Annotated in this window: 9 protein-coding genes; 6 read left to right on the top strand and 3 right to left on the bottom strand. The window is 45.6% G+C overall.

The window, feature by feature from the left end:
* Positions 1 to 18: 18 nt before the first annotated feature.
* The 4 genes from MSMTP_RS08110 to MSMTP_RS08125 all read left to right on the top strand — a co-directional run bounded on the left by MSMTP_RS08110 (position 19) and on the right by MSMTP_RS08125 (position 6,003).
* Positions 19 to 4,317, top strand: a complete 4,299-nt coding sequence (locus tag MSMTP_RS08110) for a bifunctional RecB family nuclease/DEAD/DEAH box helicase (RefSeq protein WP_052718326.1) — start codon at positions 19 to 21, stop codon at positions 4,315 to 4,317.
* Between the two features lie 60 nt (positions 4,318 to 4,377).
* A complete protein-coding gene (locus MSMTP_RS20190) occupies positions 4,378 to 4,500 on the top strand; it encodes a hypothetical protein (protein ID WP_255351025.1) in 123 nt (40 codons plus the stop codon).
* Positions 4,501 to 4,599: 99 nt separating this feature from the next.
* Positions 4,600 to 5,268 (top strand): HepT-like ribonuclease domain-containing protein, encoded by a 669-nt coding sequence (locus MSMTP_RS19955; protein WP_231582968.1) that lies wholly within the window; start codon positions 4,600 to 4,602, stop codon positions 5,266 to 5,268.
* Positions 5,269 to 5,739: 471 nt separating this feature from the next.
* On the top strand, positions 5,740 to 6,003 hold the full coding sequence (locus tag MSMTP_RS08125) for a hypothetical protein (protein WP_048178575.1): 264 nt from the start codon (positions 5,740 to 5,742) through the stop codon (positions 6,001 to 6,003).
* A 226-nt stretch (positions 6,004 to 6,229) separates the two neighbouring features.
* Here the strand turns inward: MSMTP_RS08125 and MSMTP_RS08130 are convergent, their stop codons facing one another.
* From MSMTP_RS08130 to MSMTP_RS08140, 3 genes are all read right to left on the bottom strand, one after another.
* Positions 6,230 to 6,568 (bottom strand): nucleoside triphosphate pyrophosphohydrolase, encoded by a 339-nt coding sequence (locus MSMTP_RS08130; RefSeq protein WP_048183081.1) that lies wholly within the window; start codon positions 6,566 to 6,568, stop codon positions 6,230 to 6,232.
* 556 nt (positions 6,569 to 7,124) lie between these two features.
* The gene (locus tag MSMTP_RS08135) at positions 7,125 to 9,908 is read right to left on the bottom strand and encodes a BPTD_3080 family restriction endonuclease (RefSeq protein WP_048178576.1); all 2,784 of its coding nucleotides are present in this window, start codon (positions 9,906 to 9,908) and stop codon (positions 7,125 to 7,127) included.
* 13 nt (positions 9,909 to 9,921) lie between these two features.
* The gene (locus MSMTP_RS08140) at positions 9,922 to 12,426 is read right to left on the bottom strand and encodes a site-specific DNA-methyltransferase (protein ID WP_048178577.1); all 2,505 of its coding nucleotides are present in this window, start codon (positions 12,424 to 12,426) and stop codon (positions 9,922 to 9,924) included.
* Positions 12,427 to 12,776: 350 nt separating this feature from the next.
* Between MSMTP_RS08140 and MSMTP_RS08145 the strand changes: the two genes are divergently transcribed.
* Both MSMTP_RS08145 and MSMTP_RS08150 read left to right on the top strand, forming a co-directional pair.
* Positions 12,777 to 13,505 carry a hypothetical protein gene (locus MSMTP_RS08145; RefSeq protein WP_156153745.1) on the top strand — a complete coding sequence of 243 codons (729 nt, stop codon included), beginning with the start codon at positions 12,777 to 12,779 and terminating at the stop codon, positions 13,503 to 13,505.
* Positions 13,506 to 13,937: 432 nt separating this feature from the next.
* Positions 13,938 to 15,440 (top strand): helix-turn-helix domain-containing protein, encoded by a 1,503-nt coding sequence (locus MSMTP_RS08150; protein ID WP_048178579.1) that lies wholly within the window; start codon positions 13,938 to 13,940, stop codon positions 15,438 to 15,440.
* The last annotated feature ends 30 nt before the right edge of the window (positions 15,441 to 15,470 follow it).

The following is a 15,470-nucleotide window of genomic DNA, read 5'->3' on the forward strand; positions in this document are numbered from 1 at the left end:
GGGAAAAACCGGGATTTGATGATAAAACACAGACTGAGCCCTTCGCTAATAGCCAGATTTTTTTACCACAACTGTGAGCGCTATCTCCGCTACAATTCGACACCCCTGCAGGAAAGGGCCCGATCCGGGATCCCGGAGGTCAGGCCGGACCAGAGCCCGGCTACGAAAGCTCTTCTGGAGGCGGGGAACCGGTGGGAAGAGCTTGTGGTCCTTGAAAAACTGAAGGACAATTTACTGATCCCTGAAGGCGAGGGGGCTCTTCATGAGAGGGCTCATTCCGTAAAGGAAAGCCTGGAAATTTTCAGGAGCTTGAAAAAAGGGGATGCAGTCTACCAGCCTACGCTTTTAGTCCCGCCCCGGTTTTATCGGAAGTACAATTTATCCCCTGAGCTGTGCAGGTTTTCGGCTTGTAGGCCTGACCTGGTGCGGGTTGTTAAGAAGGAGCCGATGGACTCAAAGGACCCGACCAGCCCAGGCAAGCCAGGCGGGTCCGGTGAGCTCTGCCTCCAGGTAATCGATGTAAAAGCCAGTGACGAACTGAGTTCGAGCCACCGTATCCAGGCTACGTTATATGCCCTGATGCTCAGAGAGGTGCTGGAGGAAAACGGCATTGATATGCAGGTGGACATGGATCAGGCAGGCATCTGGCTTTACGGGCAGGATGAGCCGGAACTTTTTAAGCTGAATTTCAATATCAGGATTATCGAGGAATTTTTGAGGTACCGCCTGCCAAAAATCCTTACAGAACCTCTCGAAGATGTGCCCTGGCACGTTTATCACCGCTGCGAGTTATGCGATTTTTACAGGCACTGCAGGGAAGAGGCTGAAAAAAGCGGTTCAGTCTCCCTTATCCCTTACCTTTCGGTAAGCGGGAGGGAATATCTCCGGGAGGCGGAGTGGGACAGCAAGACGTCGATAAACACCCTGTCCGAACTGGAGGCTTTTCTTGAAGCCGGGGGAAGCGAGGGAAGCAAGGACACAAAAGGTGTCGAAGGTTCTGAAGGTGCCGAGGGAACCGGAAAGGTTGAAGAAATCCTGGACAGGTGCGGCTCTTTGCGTGGGAAAGGGGAGTTTTTGCGAAACACTCTCCGGGCTCTGAAGGAAAAGGAGGTCGTGCTTAACAGGGGAGTTTCCCTTCCGCTGCCTAAAAATGAGGACGTAAGCCTTTTTCTCACCCTGCAGAGAGACCCGGTTTCGGGCAAGATTTACTCGGCGGGTTTTCGGCGCTTCAAGGGGAAAGCCGTTTACGGAAGTCCGGTAAACGAAAGGATTTATGTGGCGGAAAGCCCTGAAAAATGTGAAGAGATACAGCGGAGATTCCTGCTGGATTTATTTGACGAGCTGAAAATTCTGCATGATTATAACGAAGCTTATAATGAAGCCAACGGAGCCAACGGAGCCACCAGTAACGAATCCACTGGCAATGAAGCTAATAAAACTAATGAATCCACTGCAAACGAACCCGCTGCCAACGAATCCTCTGAAGCTAATGAAACCCTGAAATGGAAGGAACAAAAGTCCCTGCAGACATACGTTTATGACAGCTACGAAGCCTCTTTGTTCAGGGAACTCCTCCGGGAAGCGGTAAAAATCCCGGAACTGGCACCGGTTGCCCTTGAACTCTTATTCTACTATCAGGACCCTTCGTTGTTCGGGGAAAAGCAGCACCCTTTTGCAAAAGTATCGTTCCCGCTTGTTGTGCTGACCGAGGAGATCCGGAAGCTGGTATGTTTGCCGATCCCCTTTTCCCTCCGGCTTCCCGAGGTGACGGAGGCTTTGCCGAAAGCCGATTTCGATTTTAAGCTTGACCCTGGGGACCTGTTCTGGTTCGAGCACGGCAATGCGCTTAAGAGTGACGCAATCTCGATGGCATGGGAGAGGAAGAAGGTTGAAGCGGCTGGCTGGATCGAAAAGGAACTTTCGATGCGGCTCCTTGCAGCGAGCAGCGTCCTTGACGGGCTCCGGGAAAAAACCCGGGACTCCCTGGTCAGGTGGCCTCCCAAATTCCGGATTCCTGCGTCCCGGAGGTACAACTACCCGGAAGTTTCCAGGATGGTTTTCATTACCCGCTATGAGTCTTACCTGAGGAACCAGGAGATCAGGGAGAGGCGAAGCCTTCCTTTTTCGGAAAGGGTGAAGGAAGGGATCAGTATTCCTGTCCAGTACCTGGAACAGAACCTCTGGAAAGTCAACTGTGACCTGGACTCAAGCCTCTTCGAACAGAACGAAAACTTTGGCTACATCCTGGTCCCGAAGGGAGAAGCCGGGGAAAAAGCCCAGGTCAGCTTTGAAGATTACAGATACCGGACCAATCTGCGGAACCCCGGCAGGAGCAAAGTCTGCTTTGCAATGGTCAACAAGAAGGTCGAAAACGAAAAAACCGGGAAGATAATGGGGTTTTTCCTTGAGGTCTATTATAATGAGGACCAGCTGGGTTTTTCTAAAGATAAAGAAATGTCAGTTTCTGATCCATCAGCCAACTCAGCACCCAAACCAGTGTCCAAACAGAGCTTTTTCAAGACCGGAGACGAGGCAGTCCTTCACCCGAGGTTCACGGACTTTTCCTCGGAACGGATAATTTCCCGGCTCACCGAGCTTGACGAGCAACTGGAACACGACTTTATCCGGCTTTTGAGGGACCCCCGGGGCTTTTCAATCCCCACCCGGGAAACCGACAGGGTCCGCACTGCTGCCCTGAAACATGCCCAAAACTCGGGCTTTACCCCGAGCCAGCAAAAAGCCTTCATCCACATGCTGGAAAAACGCCTGACCCTTATCTGGGGACCCCCTGGGACCGGAAAGACCCATTTCCTGGCAAAAGCCCTTCTGGACCTTGTCCGGGCAAAAATGGAAGCCGGGGAAACTATCCACGTTGGGATAACGGCATTTACCCACGCCGCAATCGAAAACCTGCTGCTGAGGGTCCGGGAATTCGCTGAGGAAGAGGGGCTTGTAGAGGGTTCCGGAGAAGGAGAAGAAGAAGGAGAAGGAGAAGGAGAAGGAGAAGGAGAAGGGAAGGGAATAGAAGAACGAAAAGGAAAAGGACTTGAGATTTACAAATTGAAGGACATAAAGACCCAGAAAGCCCGGGAGGCTTTAAAAGTCCTCTCCGAGTACGATATCCAGGAAAAGAGCGCCTGTCCCTTCCTGGTCCTGGGGGGGACGGTCAACAGCTTCAACAAAATAAAACAGAAATGCGACCCCATTGACCTCCTCATAGTTGACGAAGCCTCCCAGATGAAGCCCTCAGAACTGGCTCTTGGCATGTCTGTCCTGGACGAAGGAAAACGGCTCATCCTTGCAGGAGACGATTTGCAGCTCCCGCCCATCATAGCCGGCGACTACCCTGAGCCCGAAGACGGCTTACCCGGCCTGTACGACTCCATCTTCTCCTACCTCCGCCTCAGGGACAGCATCCCGGACCCCAGGTACACCTGCCAGCTCCTTGAAAACTGGAGGATGAACGAGACGCTGTCCGGCTTTCCGGCAGCAGCCCTCTACGGCAAAGATTACAGGCCGGCAAACGAAGGGATCGCAAAGCAGAAGCTCAAACTCCTGCCGCCGGGCTCGACAAAAGGTGTCGAGAAAACATCAGCAAAATCAGAATCAGAACAAAACCCGGAACCGGACTCCGCACCCAACTCCGCACCCGAATCCGAACCAGAGCCCGAATTCATAAATTGGGTCCTTGACCCTGAATACCCTTTAAGCGTGGTAATTCTTGAAAACACCCGGGCTTCGATAGAAAACGAGATCGAAGCCGAACTGGTCGCAAAACTCGCCGTATCCCTTCGGCAGACCCTGTCCAGGGATGAGCCCGGCACCCCTTACCCGGACTCCGGGGAAGGAGACTCCGATTTTTGGAAACATGGCTTATTTATCGTAAGCCCCCACCGCGCCCAGATCCGCACGATCCGGGACCACCTCGGCAAATTGCGAAACTGGCAGCACCGCCCCTTCGTGGACACGGTTGACAAGACCCAGGGGCAGGAAGCCGAAGCCGTGATAGTTAGCTACGGGGTCAGCGATATCGATACCGCAATGAACGAAGCCGAGTTCATCTACAGCCTGAACAGGCTGAACGTCTCGATAACCAGGGCAAAAGCAAAATGCGTGGTCTTCCTCCCGCGCCCCTTACTGGAACCTCCCCTTGACCTCCTGAAGAACGCCGGGGCGAGCAAAGGGCTCGGGCATATGCTTGAGCTTGTGGAGTTTTGCAGGGAGAGAGGGGAAGTGGAGGAGTTCGAGGTGGAACTTGAGCAGGGGGTTTGCAGGTTGACGGGGATAAGGGCGAAGGCTAACCGAATTGAGGATTAAAATCAGTATTCTGGCCGCCAAAGTTTTATGACGATTTTCTTCGGGGATGGGGGTGCTTTTTTGTTTTGCTTACTCAGAAACCGCGGCCCTCACGATTTCTTAGACCCGACATCAGCCACGCAAAGCGAAGCTTTGCGGCTTTTCCTGGAAAATGAAGTAAATGAAGAAGAAGACGAAAATTAAGAATTGTCACCGACTTCTACGGCAGAGGCGTATATATTGTACAGCTCCCATACTGTACATTATACGATCGGAAATCTTCAAAAATGCAGGACCGATGCCATGAATACGAAAGAAACACCCCTTGACCTTAACCGGATCCGGCTCCTTATCGCAGAAAGAAAGGCTGAGATAAAAAGGGAATTCAATGCAGAAATCACAGACATTTTCGGTTCATACGCACGTGGGGAAGAAAAAGAGGGAAGCGATATTGATGTCCTGGTGAGCTTAGGGGAAGGAGCAAGCCTTTTTGACCTTACAGGGCTTGAGTCCTATCTTGAGGAGCTGTTTGGAGTCCCGGTGGATGTTGTTTCGGAAAGGGGCATAAACCCGATAGTTAAGGCTGATATATTAAAGGGAGCTACCGGGGGCATAAAATCACCTCTGCTTTACCTGTGCGAGATGCTCAAAGCTTCCAGAAGTATAAAAGAGTTTACCGAATGGATGGACAGGGACACTTTTTTGGATGACAATCTAACAAAGGATGCAGTCGTACTCCAGCTGGAGATCATAGGTAAAGCCGCAAAATCCGTTTCTGCCGATATACGGTCAAAGGCTCCGGAAGTAGATTGGGAGGGTATGGCAGGAATGGGAGACCGCCTGAGATCCGCTTATTTTGATGTGGATTATGACCATGTTTGGGATGCCGCAATAAACGATGCTCCGGTGCTTGAAAAAGCTGTTGAAAGGTCGATCAGGGAGCTGAATTTGGGTAACTGTGAGGATTTTTAAGATCGGCGGTAAAGATTTGATGGAAAGATTCGATGGTAAAGAGGCGTTTTCGTTCCAATCAAGAGGAAATATACAACTCTATTTTTATATTTAGCAGGTGGCAGGCGCATCCAAACCCCCCATAATATCGATACTGGGTATTATGCCATCTAGTAAATTGAAATAAAGGCAGGTTAGTTGAATAAAAGTAAAGGCTAACAATGCCACTCTATTCTTTCAATCCTTTTTTCATAAATTCGGGAAAGGCCGTTTGCTGACGCAAACGGTGAGGACCCTGTTTTCCCGATACTGAGCAGCTAACCGGCGGACCGGAATCACCATTAAACCCGCCCAATAAACCAGGGTCTTTTCTCCTCTCGCCTTCTCTCCTCGCTCCCTCTTTAAACCCTGGTCCTCCGCATTACAGTCCGGTGCTTCTTCTTGATCTTATTCCTTATATAGAATTGAGTTTATAACCTATCATGAAACAAGATGAAAAAGCCTCGAAAAGTGAGTCATGAAAACAAGGTTTATCGAACCATACTGGATAAAGACTTAGTCTTCGAAACGTCTGAGAGCCTGCAGGTAAGTACAAAAATAAGTTACACGAAAGGAGACGTCACTGATTACCTGCCCCCTGAGATCCGGGAATTGAAACTGAAAGTTCAGGCTTTTGAAAGCAGGAGAACCATTACCGAGGACTCCTTAGCCTCCTTCTGGGATAACGAATATGACGAAGCCTGGAACGAATGTTGAATCACCCGAGTTCCGCCTCCCGAGTTCCGCTTCGGGATCACAGAAAATCGGAGATTTTCTGGGAGTTGCACTGCAAGTGCAACAGCACGGGGTCCTTTTCGCTCGCTGCGCTCCCTCAAGAGGACTTACTATAACTCTATTTTTATATTTCCCCGGCGGCGGGCTCACCCACTCCCCCGCACAACCTTCAGTCCAGAAGCAGAATAGCTCTACGGAGCCGAAGTTTTTATTCTCCCTCGTCCTCATAAACCCCGGTAAGCAATATCCTCTTCTCAAAACCGCCTCTCTCTTCCCTCTTCTTCTCCTGGATTTGCTCAACCCTTTCAAACCCTGTGACCCGGGAAAGCGCATCAACAACTTCCCTTATGTCCGCCAGCTCCTCAACACACGGCTCTTCCATGAACTCCAGGACTTCCTCATAGAGTTTTCTTATAAGATACTGCGGGTATTCCTCATCCTCATCAAGAATTTCGCACTCCGGAACCCTGTTTGAGCTTCTTATGATTTCCGGGATTTTGTCGCGGACGAGCTTGTCATAGGATGTGTAGCTGGTTTTTTCGGTCATTATGAAACCTTCTATTTCCATTTCTTATCAATTGTTACCCAGTTTTTCAACTGTTTGTTTTTCAACTGTCTGTTAGAATCCGGTTATGTTCCGGTTTTATCCTGGTTTCTATTATCTATCAGAAGTACTTTGCTTTTAGCTTGCCAAATGGGGAGAAGATTGAGTTGGAGTAATGGTTTAAGTTAGTGTTATGGCCGCCCGGATTTTGGATGGGTTATTGGAAATAAGGTTGCATTTTTTTGTTTTACTGATTCTAAAGATGCGGCCCTCAGTGGTTGGGAGTTTTCGGCAGCAGTTCCGTTTGCGGTAGCAAACGGCTTTTCCTTGAATATAATGAAAAAGAAGAATTAGTAAATTGCACAGCAACAATGTTTTCTGACTGAACTAATGTGTGAAGTTAAAAATCCGGCTTAAATTGGCCTATATGGGTATCATGACTCTCTTTTTATATTTTTTAGACTCTCTACCTGCAAGTGATCCTCAGCCGCTTTTTCAGTCTGAATGCTATATCGTGCAACCACATGCACTCACCTTATTTTGTAACAATCATTTAAAATCAGGGTTGTGGATAAGAACAATATTTTTCAATTATGTCTTCCACATCTGATGGATAATGTGAAATATCTTCATGCCATTTTCCAAATCCACCGTGATTATTTACCGCTTTAACCCATTCTTTTAAGAAAGCTCTCTTGGTTCTGCTCTGGTCATTATCTTGACCTTTAGTTTCAAGTATCAAAAATTCTCCATTTGCCAGCTTAATTATAAAATCTGGGTAGTATTTTCTGATAATTCCCTGGTAGTTATACGAGATGGTAAAACTGACATGATCATTTTTTACCCAAGAATCCACTGAAGGGTGTTTATCCAATGTGTAGGCTTCGGATGCTTCCCAGGTGCTATCCACGACAATAAGATTAATATGAGATTTTTCTGTGTGTTCACAAGGTTTAGTTGTATGCCATGTACGCATTTGGCCAGTTGACCTAATAGGGTTTTCTTTATCAAAAATAGGCACCAATTTTTCCGTATTTTCCGCACGAATTGCACTCCAAATATGTTGCACAATTTTGTTGGTATTTATTGTGATCAAAACCCTTCTTTTCAATTCATTTTCCCTAAAGTAACGGCTACTAATCACTATTTTTTCGCTTTTAATAAAGTCACTTGTTATCTTTATTAGCTGGGCAAGGAAAAAATCCTTGTTCCCTTTCAAGCCACCTCGTTCACTATTGAATATTCTTTTTGCCGTTTCAAATATGATTGTCTGGGTTCGAAACTTATCGGCTATTTCCTGTAAATCGATTTCAGACATTGCTGCAAGGCTAGGTTTACTTGCAATAATTGCAGCCATTTCAGCTTGGGTTATACTTTCATAAGGGTCCAGTACTATTGGAGTTACTTTCTCCATATCAAGTTCCAAAATTGGGCGATACACGTGGTCTATTCTGAGTACGTTTGGCCAAGAAATTTCATAGTTTTGCTTTTCTTTTACAGGCTCAATTGCTGTTCTTGGCTTTGTCGGTTTTGGAATCCCCTCGCCTCCTTCATGAGGAAGAAAAGTGAATGGTACTCCAAAAATGTTCACATAGTCAGGCTCAAAGAAACCGTCGTCATCTATCTCATAAGAAGTTCGCCTGAGACCTCTGCCTACAACCTGTTCACATAATAGCTGACTTGAAAAAGCACGTAAGCCCATGATATGAGTCACTGTTTTTGCGTCCCAGCCTTCAGAAAGCATACCAACCGATATTATGTTATGTATTTGTTCTCCTGGTTCCCCGATTTTTCCTATTGTATCTACTTTCAATCGTAGGAGCTCAGCTTGCTGCTGTTTAGTTAACTTGACCTCTTCATCATTTTTATCCGGATAAAAATCAAAGTTTTCTTCTTTACTTTCAGCTTCCTTCAAAACTTTACTATCAATCAAGAGTGTTTTTTCAGGGTCACACAGTTCAGGAATATGAATTTCATTATGGTCAAAAGCGTATTTGATTCTGGCAGAAGTTTCCGTTCGATTTGCAACAGTTATCATAACCGGAGGAACCTTATGACCCATTTCTCCCCACTGTTCTTTAGTTTTTAACCAGTCCTTGCCCAGAAGGTAATAGGCGTTAGTTACAAGATCGTGAAAAGGAGCCGTTTCTTCTTTTTTTGAGTTGAGATCATCTTTAACATTAGGATCCGCATAGATGTGGTATAAACGGGATTTCAGCTCTTCAGTTTTTATGCTGTTATCCCGGATAACTACTCGCGGAGTTTTTACTAGTCCCGATTCTATTGCATCGTTTAAACCAAAATCACTTACAATCCATCCAAAAAGTGCTTCTTCAGACGCTTTTTTTCCCGATGGGGCAAAAGGAGTTGCTGAAAAGTCAAAACAACGAAGGATGCCCCGCTTACGGTTGATTCTATCCAGCCCACCAATCCAAATTGTGCTCTCTTCGATATCTTCTTTTTTAACCCCTTTTACTTTGCTTTCAGCAGGAATACGCCATGCATGATGTGCTTCGTCATTTATGACAACAATATTTCGGGAATTTTTCAGTTCCCCAAGAACTTCTCGAACATAAGCTTCATCACTTTTTGCCCCTCGCTTATCGACACTTTTCCTTTTTGCGATTCTTTCTTCGCTTTCCCAGGCAAGTTTGTGCCAGTTTATAATTTTGATTTTACCCTGCCTCAATTTCTCAATCAGACCTGAGGGGACAATGTTGAATTCTTCGTAATAGTTATTAGGTTCATTTGGATTGAGTACAGAAAGACGGCTCTTAACAGTTATGCCAGGAGCTACTACCAAGATATTTTTAGAAAATCTTGTATCCTTAGGGTTGGCTACTTTATTTAACACCTGCCAGGCAATGAGCATTGCCATCACCACAGTTTTTCCAGTGCCAGTAGCCATCTTGTTACACCAGCGAGAAAAGTCCCCACCATCCGAAGGGATTTTTATCCCTACTTTTTCTGAATCTGGAGCTTCAGTAAGCCAGATTAATGTTTTAATGGCTTCGAGCTGACAGAAGAAAAAAGGATTATGAATATGCTCTTCATGATCTTGCCAGTACCTCAACAGCCTTTTTGTTACTCCGGTTACTCCAGGGTAATCGCTATTCTCCCAGGATTTCACCCTTTTACGTATTTCTTCAACGAGTTTTATCTTTACAAAAATTCCTGGATCATCGAAGGATTTACTTCCAGGAGTGGCTATTAGGTAACCAGCAGGTCTTCTACCATCTCTTTTCTCAAAAAGCCGTCTCTCACGGTCGTAAAACCAATGCTGCTTCGGCTCTTCAAAGGGACCATTTATAATGAGTTTGTCAATAACCTTTCTTCTTTCCATGACCGATTCCACCTTACAGTTTAAGCACCCTCAAACTTTCGATTCCACGGTCATCGATGATCTTCACTGCAATCTTTCCATTTCGACCTTTTTCGAAGGGTATTGATACAGTATCCCTGAATTTTTCTAATTTCTCAGTATCAACCTCAGCTTTTAGGTTTTTGGCGAGCTTTGCCCATCCATCCTTTGCTCCTGCCATTGGTAAAAAGACCTGTGAAGGGAAAAGACTACGTTCATCATAATCTGTATCCAGCATCCACATAGATATATTTCCTTTACCCCCACTTTCCACATCTCCAGTTTTGGGGTTGTAGTAATCAAAACCGAGAACTTCTACTTCGTATTTTCCCGCCTCTTCCCCTTCGGAAATATACCGAAGCTTTACCTCTGGTTGGCCAATAAGCCAGAAACTTTCATTACCAGATCTCTTCTTCTTCAAATCTTCTGTAAAGAGGTCTGAATTCATCTGTGCCTTCAGGAGATACATTCCTGCAATTTCCGGATTCATTTCATCGATATCTTTTGCGGCTTCTTCTTCAAACTGGAAGGCACAGAAAAGAAGTATATCTGGCTCTAATGCTCTTGCCTCCTGCCAGGCATTTTCTACTGTGCGTTGCTCAAGAGGAGCATGTTCCGGACCGAATACAATAAGCACCTTTTTCGGCTTCCCCTCTTTTGTTTCTCCCTCAGCCTGGATGTAGCGCGTACCCGAAAGTGGTTCAACTCTGGAAAACTTAATCATATTCCCGCTTTTAGCTCTTATTCCCGTTCGAAGCAGTTCATCTCTCCATTCTTCCTGTCTTAATGTTTCACCTGAACGAGATATACTTACACCAAATCCACTATTTTCTTGCTCTATTTCCTCTAAAGATTTGGCTGTTAGTGAAGGCACAGCTTCTACTGTGAAAGGGCCTGTAACACGGTTCTTCTTTTTGTCTATCAAAGGTAGATCGTAAAGAGTTTCCTCTTGGGCAGTTTCATTATTAGCGATGGATTTAAGTGTGATATGCGGAACAGTTTTGTATAAAAAACCACTACCCACACCTTCGTCAGGATGAGCAAGTTGATAGTAATCAAAATTAGCTATCATTAACCTTTGCTTGGCAAGGGTAAGTGCAACACGAGATGTATCACATGTGATCCATCGACGACCCCATTGTTCAGCTACATAGGCTGTGGTTCCAGATCCACAGGTGATATCGAGAACAAGATCTCCTGGGTCAGTACTCATTAAAAGACAGCGCTGAATAGTCTTATTTGTTGTCTGTACAACATAAATTTTCGGATCATTGAATCCACCGGATTGAGTATCCAACCATATATTATCCAATTTTCTTACTGGAAAGTTATCCCAATAGAGCTTATAAGCAATATTTTTACCCGATCTTAGAATTTTATTGGCTGAAGCAAGACGATTTAGACCTTCAACCGTAGTTTTCCAATGGCAATTGGGATTTGGTACAAAAATATCTCCCTCAAATTTAAATTCCTGTGGGCTTTTTGATTTCCCATCAGACTGAAGTGGTCCATGTCGAAATATTCTAGCTTTTTTCGGTATTGGTTGTTCACGACGTCTTTCTTCTGGGGTCATTCGTCGAATTGATCCATTTTCTAACTCTATCCATACATAATTAGGATCATCATATGGGGGTTCAGGCATATCAATGAATAGTGGTCTGTATTTCACTTTCAATTTATCCTTGGAATACCAAATAATATAGTCAGCTTTTGATGGAATATAATTTGTTGAAAAACCACCTGTTTTCTGAAATGCGATCTGACCAACAAAATTATTCAGTCCAAAGACTTCATCCATCAATTCACGCACATGATGCACATTTTCATCGGAAATCTGTACAAATACGCTACCGCTTTCATGCAGTAATTCCCTTGCCAACAGCAACCTATCTCGCATGTAAGTAAGATAAGAATGAATACCCAACTCCCATGTGTCCCTAAAAGCTTTGATCATCTCAGGTTCGCTTGTTAAATCTTCATCTTTTCCGTCTTTAACATCTCTTTTGTTTACGAAAGGTTGGAAGTTAGATCCATATTTGATTCCATATGGAGGATCTATGTAAATCGTTTGGACCTGGCCACCCATACCCTCTTTTTCCAGCAAGGAGTTCATAACAAGCAAACTATCGCCAGCTATCAAGCGATTTGTCCAGCCTTCTTTGTGTTTGTAAAATTCAATTGCTTCCCTTAGGGGTCTATCGTAAACATCAAAAAGTGAGGCTTGAACCAACTTTTTTCCTTTTTTTGCAGATTCTACAATTGTTTTCGGATCGATTCTTTCATGTACGTGAAGTGAAACTGTAGGAACGTCAAAAGAAGTGTGTTCGGTCTTTCCTGCCCACTGAAGTTGAGGGTCAAGATGTGGGTCGTACTCATACTTTTTCATTTCACCGGTATCTGGATCGGTTTTTGGAGTAACTAACCCGACAGGAGGATTGTTTGCCCTTTCTTTACCCAGATGATCATATTGTTCAATGGATTTTTCTTCAGCTTTTGCCACGAAAACACCTTGCTGGAACTATTTTCGAACTTTTAGATTTATTTATGGTTACTGAACTTGTTAAATTATCATAAGCTTTCTGAATATATTGTACAAGATGATGTTTTAATTAATTAAGTTTTCTAGTATGTAGATAAGTAATAACTGAACAGTTCTTAATATTTTGAAAAAGGAAGGTATTTAGAACCTATCCGAAAAGTCAATAATGGCATGTTGTAGAAGTTGCAAGGAGTCATAAATCAAGTATCAGTTACATTGTGCATCTTGCCAATTGTAAAAGTTGTAGTAAATCAGAACACTTTTCGGATAGGCTCTTAGTATAAGTACATATAACAAATTTAATAAAAATTTTGGCAAACAAATTCTATCGCAATAACCCAATACTCTTCACTACTCACTTTATGCGGGCTTGGATCAGAAAATGCAATTTTGTCATTTTGGGTTTTAAGAACGTTTTCCGGGGAAGTGAAAGAACAGTCCTCCAGCGAAATATAATAAAACAGTTTATACCTTCCGGAAGTAACAATCACTCAGCCCTCCCCCCCGAATTCCTCCACGAACTCTCCACCCGCGGCTACTCCAATGAGCGAAACTTCTCCGAATACAAAAACAAACACAACTTAAAACTGTCCGGTCCAACCCCGAACTACCTTTCAATCGACTTCTACTCCAGGCAGCCAAAAGAGCTGAGGGACAGGAATTGCTATGTGATCAGGACCGGAAAAGGCAACTTCGTCATTTTTGAGGAAAACAGGTATGGGTTTTTGGTTCAGGTTGTTGAAGAGGACGGTAGGTCGGGAAGTGAAAGAGCAGTCCCCCTGCGAAATATAATTAAACAGTTATACCTTCCGGGAGTTACAATCACTCAGCCCTCCCCCCGAATTCCTCCACGAACTCTCCCCCCGCGGCTACTCCTCCGAACGAAACTTCTCCGAATACAAAAGCAAATACAACTTGAAACTGTCCGGTTCAACCCCGAGCTACCTTTCAATCGACTTTTACTCCAGGCAGCCAAAAGAGCTGAGGGACAGGAATTGGTATGTGATCAGGACCGGAAAGGGCAACTTCGTTATTTTTGATGAGAACAGGTTCCGGAAGGCTGTCAGAGTGAGAGATCGAGGCTCAGGGTTCCGGGTTTTTCGAGGTTCTGGGTGTTGGAGAGGGCGGTAGGCGGGGAAGTGATGGAGCAGCCGCCGGGAGAAATATAATAAAGGAGTTATGCATCTGGTTATTTTTGATTGCAGCAGCATCTATGTAAGATTCCCGACTATATTTCCCACAATAAAAATAATAAACATTGTAAACCACTAATCATACCGGAAAAAGCGGGAACTTGCTGCAATAAAGCTCCTGGAAGTCATGAAGTGGAGAATCCGGTACTTTCGTATTCAGGAAAAATTTGATTGAGGAGCTATCGGATAAGCTGCATCTTCTGCAGGTGAAATAGGAGGAACAATCCTGATAGGGGTTTATCGATACAAAACTGGCAATTCTGACCTAATGGAGGAAGAATGACTCTCTCAATTGCTCAACTGCTCTCCAGCCCTGAAGGCAAAACTCTGGAGTTCAAGCGGGACCTGTCCTCTCCCAGAAATATCCTTAAAACGCTGGTAGCTTTTGCTAACAGTTCTGGAGGGCGTTTGTTCATCGGGGTGGAAGACGGGTCAGGAGAGGTTATTGGCGTTGAAAACCCCCTGGATGAGGAAGAGCGTTTGTGCAGCCAGATCGCTGATGGGATTGAGCCGAGGCTGGTTCCCAATGTGGAGCTGATCGCTTTTGAGGATAAGACTTTGCTCGGGGTGGAGGTCTATCCCAGCGGCTCTCGCCCGCACTGGCTGAAGAAGGAAGGGCCGTCTGATGGGGTTTATGTGCGGCTGGGTTCCACCAACAGGAAGGCGGACAGGGAGCTTATTGCAGAAATCAGGCGGGGGGCTGAAGGAAAGTCCTTTGATGAACAGGTCCTTCCTGACCTGATTGTGGATGACCTGGATTTTGAAGCCGCAGTAGTTTGTTTCGAACGCCAGCGTAAGCTGGTAAAAAAAGACCTTGAATCCCTGCGCCTTGTCACCAAACACCAGGGGCACCTGGTCCCTACGGTTGGCGGGATGCTGCTGTTTGGAAAGAAAGAGGAAAAGGAAATGGTCTTTCCGGATGCCTGGGTCCAGTGTGGAAGGTTCATAGGGAAGGACAAAGCTGACATTTTCGACCATATTGAGATCCACGAGCACCTGCCGGTAGCGGTTGAACGGGTCATGGAGTTTCTCAAAAAGCACGCCATGCGAGGGGCGGATTTTTCCGAGCTCAGGAGGAGGGACATCTGGAATATTCCCCTTCCAATCCTCCGGGAGGCTGTGGTAAATGCTTTTGTCCATGCGGATTATTCCCAGATGGGAGCTCCTATCAGGGTTGCCTTTTTTGATGACCGGATTGAGATAGAAAACCCGGGAATCCTGCTTCCGGGTCTGACGGTTGAGGATATGCTACAGGGCGTATCAAAGATACGCAATCGTGTTATTGCTCGTGTATTCAGGGAACTGGACCTTATCGAGCAGTGGGGAAGCGGTGTCCGGCGCATGTTCAAAGAAGCAGAAGCACTTGGGCTTCCCGAACCGGAGATAGTTGAAGTGGGTATGCGAGTGAGGTTTATTGTCAATCTGGCGGAGTCCATTGAGGTTGAAACCACCGGCTCAGTTACAGATGAAGTTGAGTTACGGCCCGAGTTACGGCCCGAGTTACGGCCCGAGTTGCGGCCCGAGTTGCGGCCCGAGTCACCGCTTGCTGCTAAAGTGCTCGTTCTTTTAATGGAAAATGATGCTGGGAAGGCAGAACTAGCTTCTGGATTGGGGCACAAGACAGTATCAGGAGAGCTTAAAAAACAAATCAAGAACCTTCTGGAACTTGATTATATTGAAATGACAATCCCCGACAAACCCCGCAGCAGCAAGCAGAAGTACCGACTGACAGCTAAAGGTAAAACATTCATAGTCAAAAGGGGTCAGGAAGATGTTGAATGAGCATAGCGCTCTTCCCATCTTCAAGTTTCA

The sequence above is a fragment of the Methanosarcina sp. MTP4 genome (assembly GCF_000970045.1).
In the GTDB taxonomy this organism is placed as follows: domain Archaea; phylum Halobacteriota; class Methanosarcinia; order Methanosarcinales; family Methanosarcinaceae; genus MTP4.

Coding starts and splice junctions, on each gene's coding strand:
- MSMTP_RS08135 (WP_048178576.1), bottom strand. CDS start 9,908: ATGGAAAGAAGAAAGGTTATTGACAAACTCATTATAAATGGTCCCTTT.
- MSMTP_RS08110 (WP_052718326.1), top strand. CDS start 19: ATGATAAAACACAGACTGAGCCCTTCGCTAATAGCCAGATTTTTTTAC.
- MSMTP_RS08150 (WP_048178579.1), top strand. CDS start 13,938: ATGACTCTCTCAATTGCTCAACTGCTCTCCAGCCCTGAAGGCAAAACT.
- MSMTP_RS08130 (WP_048183081.1), bottom strand. CDS start 6,568: ATGACCGAAAAAACCAGCTACACATCCTATGACAAGCTCGTCCGCGAC.
- MSMTP_RS19955 (WP_231582968.1), top strand. CDS start 4,600: ATGAATACGAAAGAAACACCCCTTGACCTTAACCGGATCCGGCTCCTT.
- MSMTP_RS08125 (WP_048178575.1), top strand. CDS start 5,740: ATGAAAAAGCCTCGAAAAGTGAGTCATGAAAACAAGGTTTATCGAACC.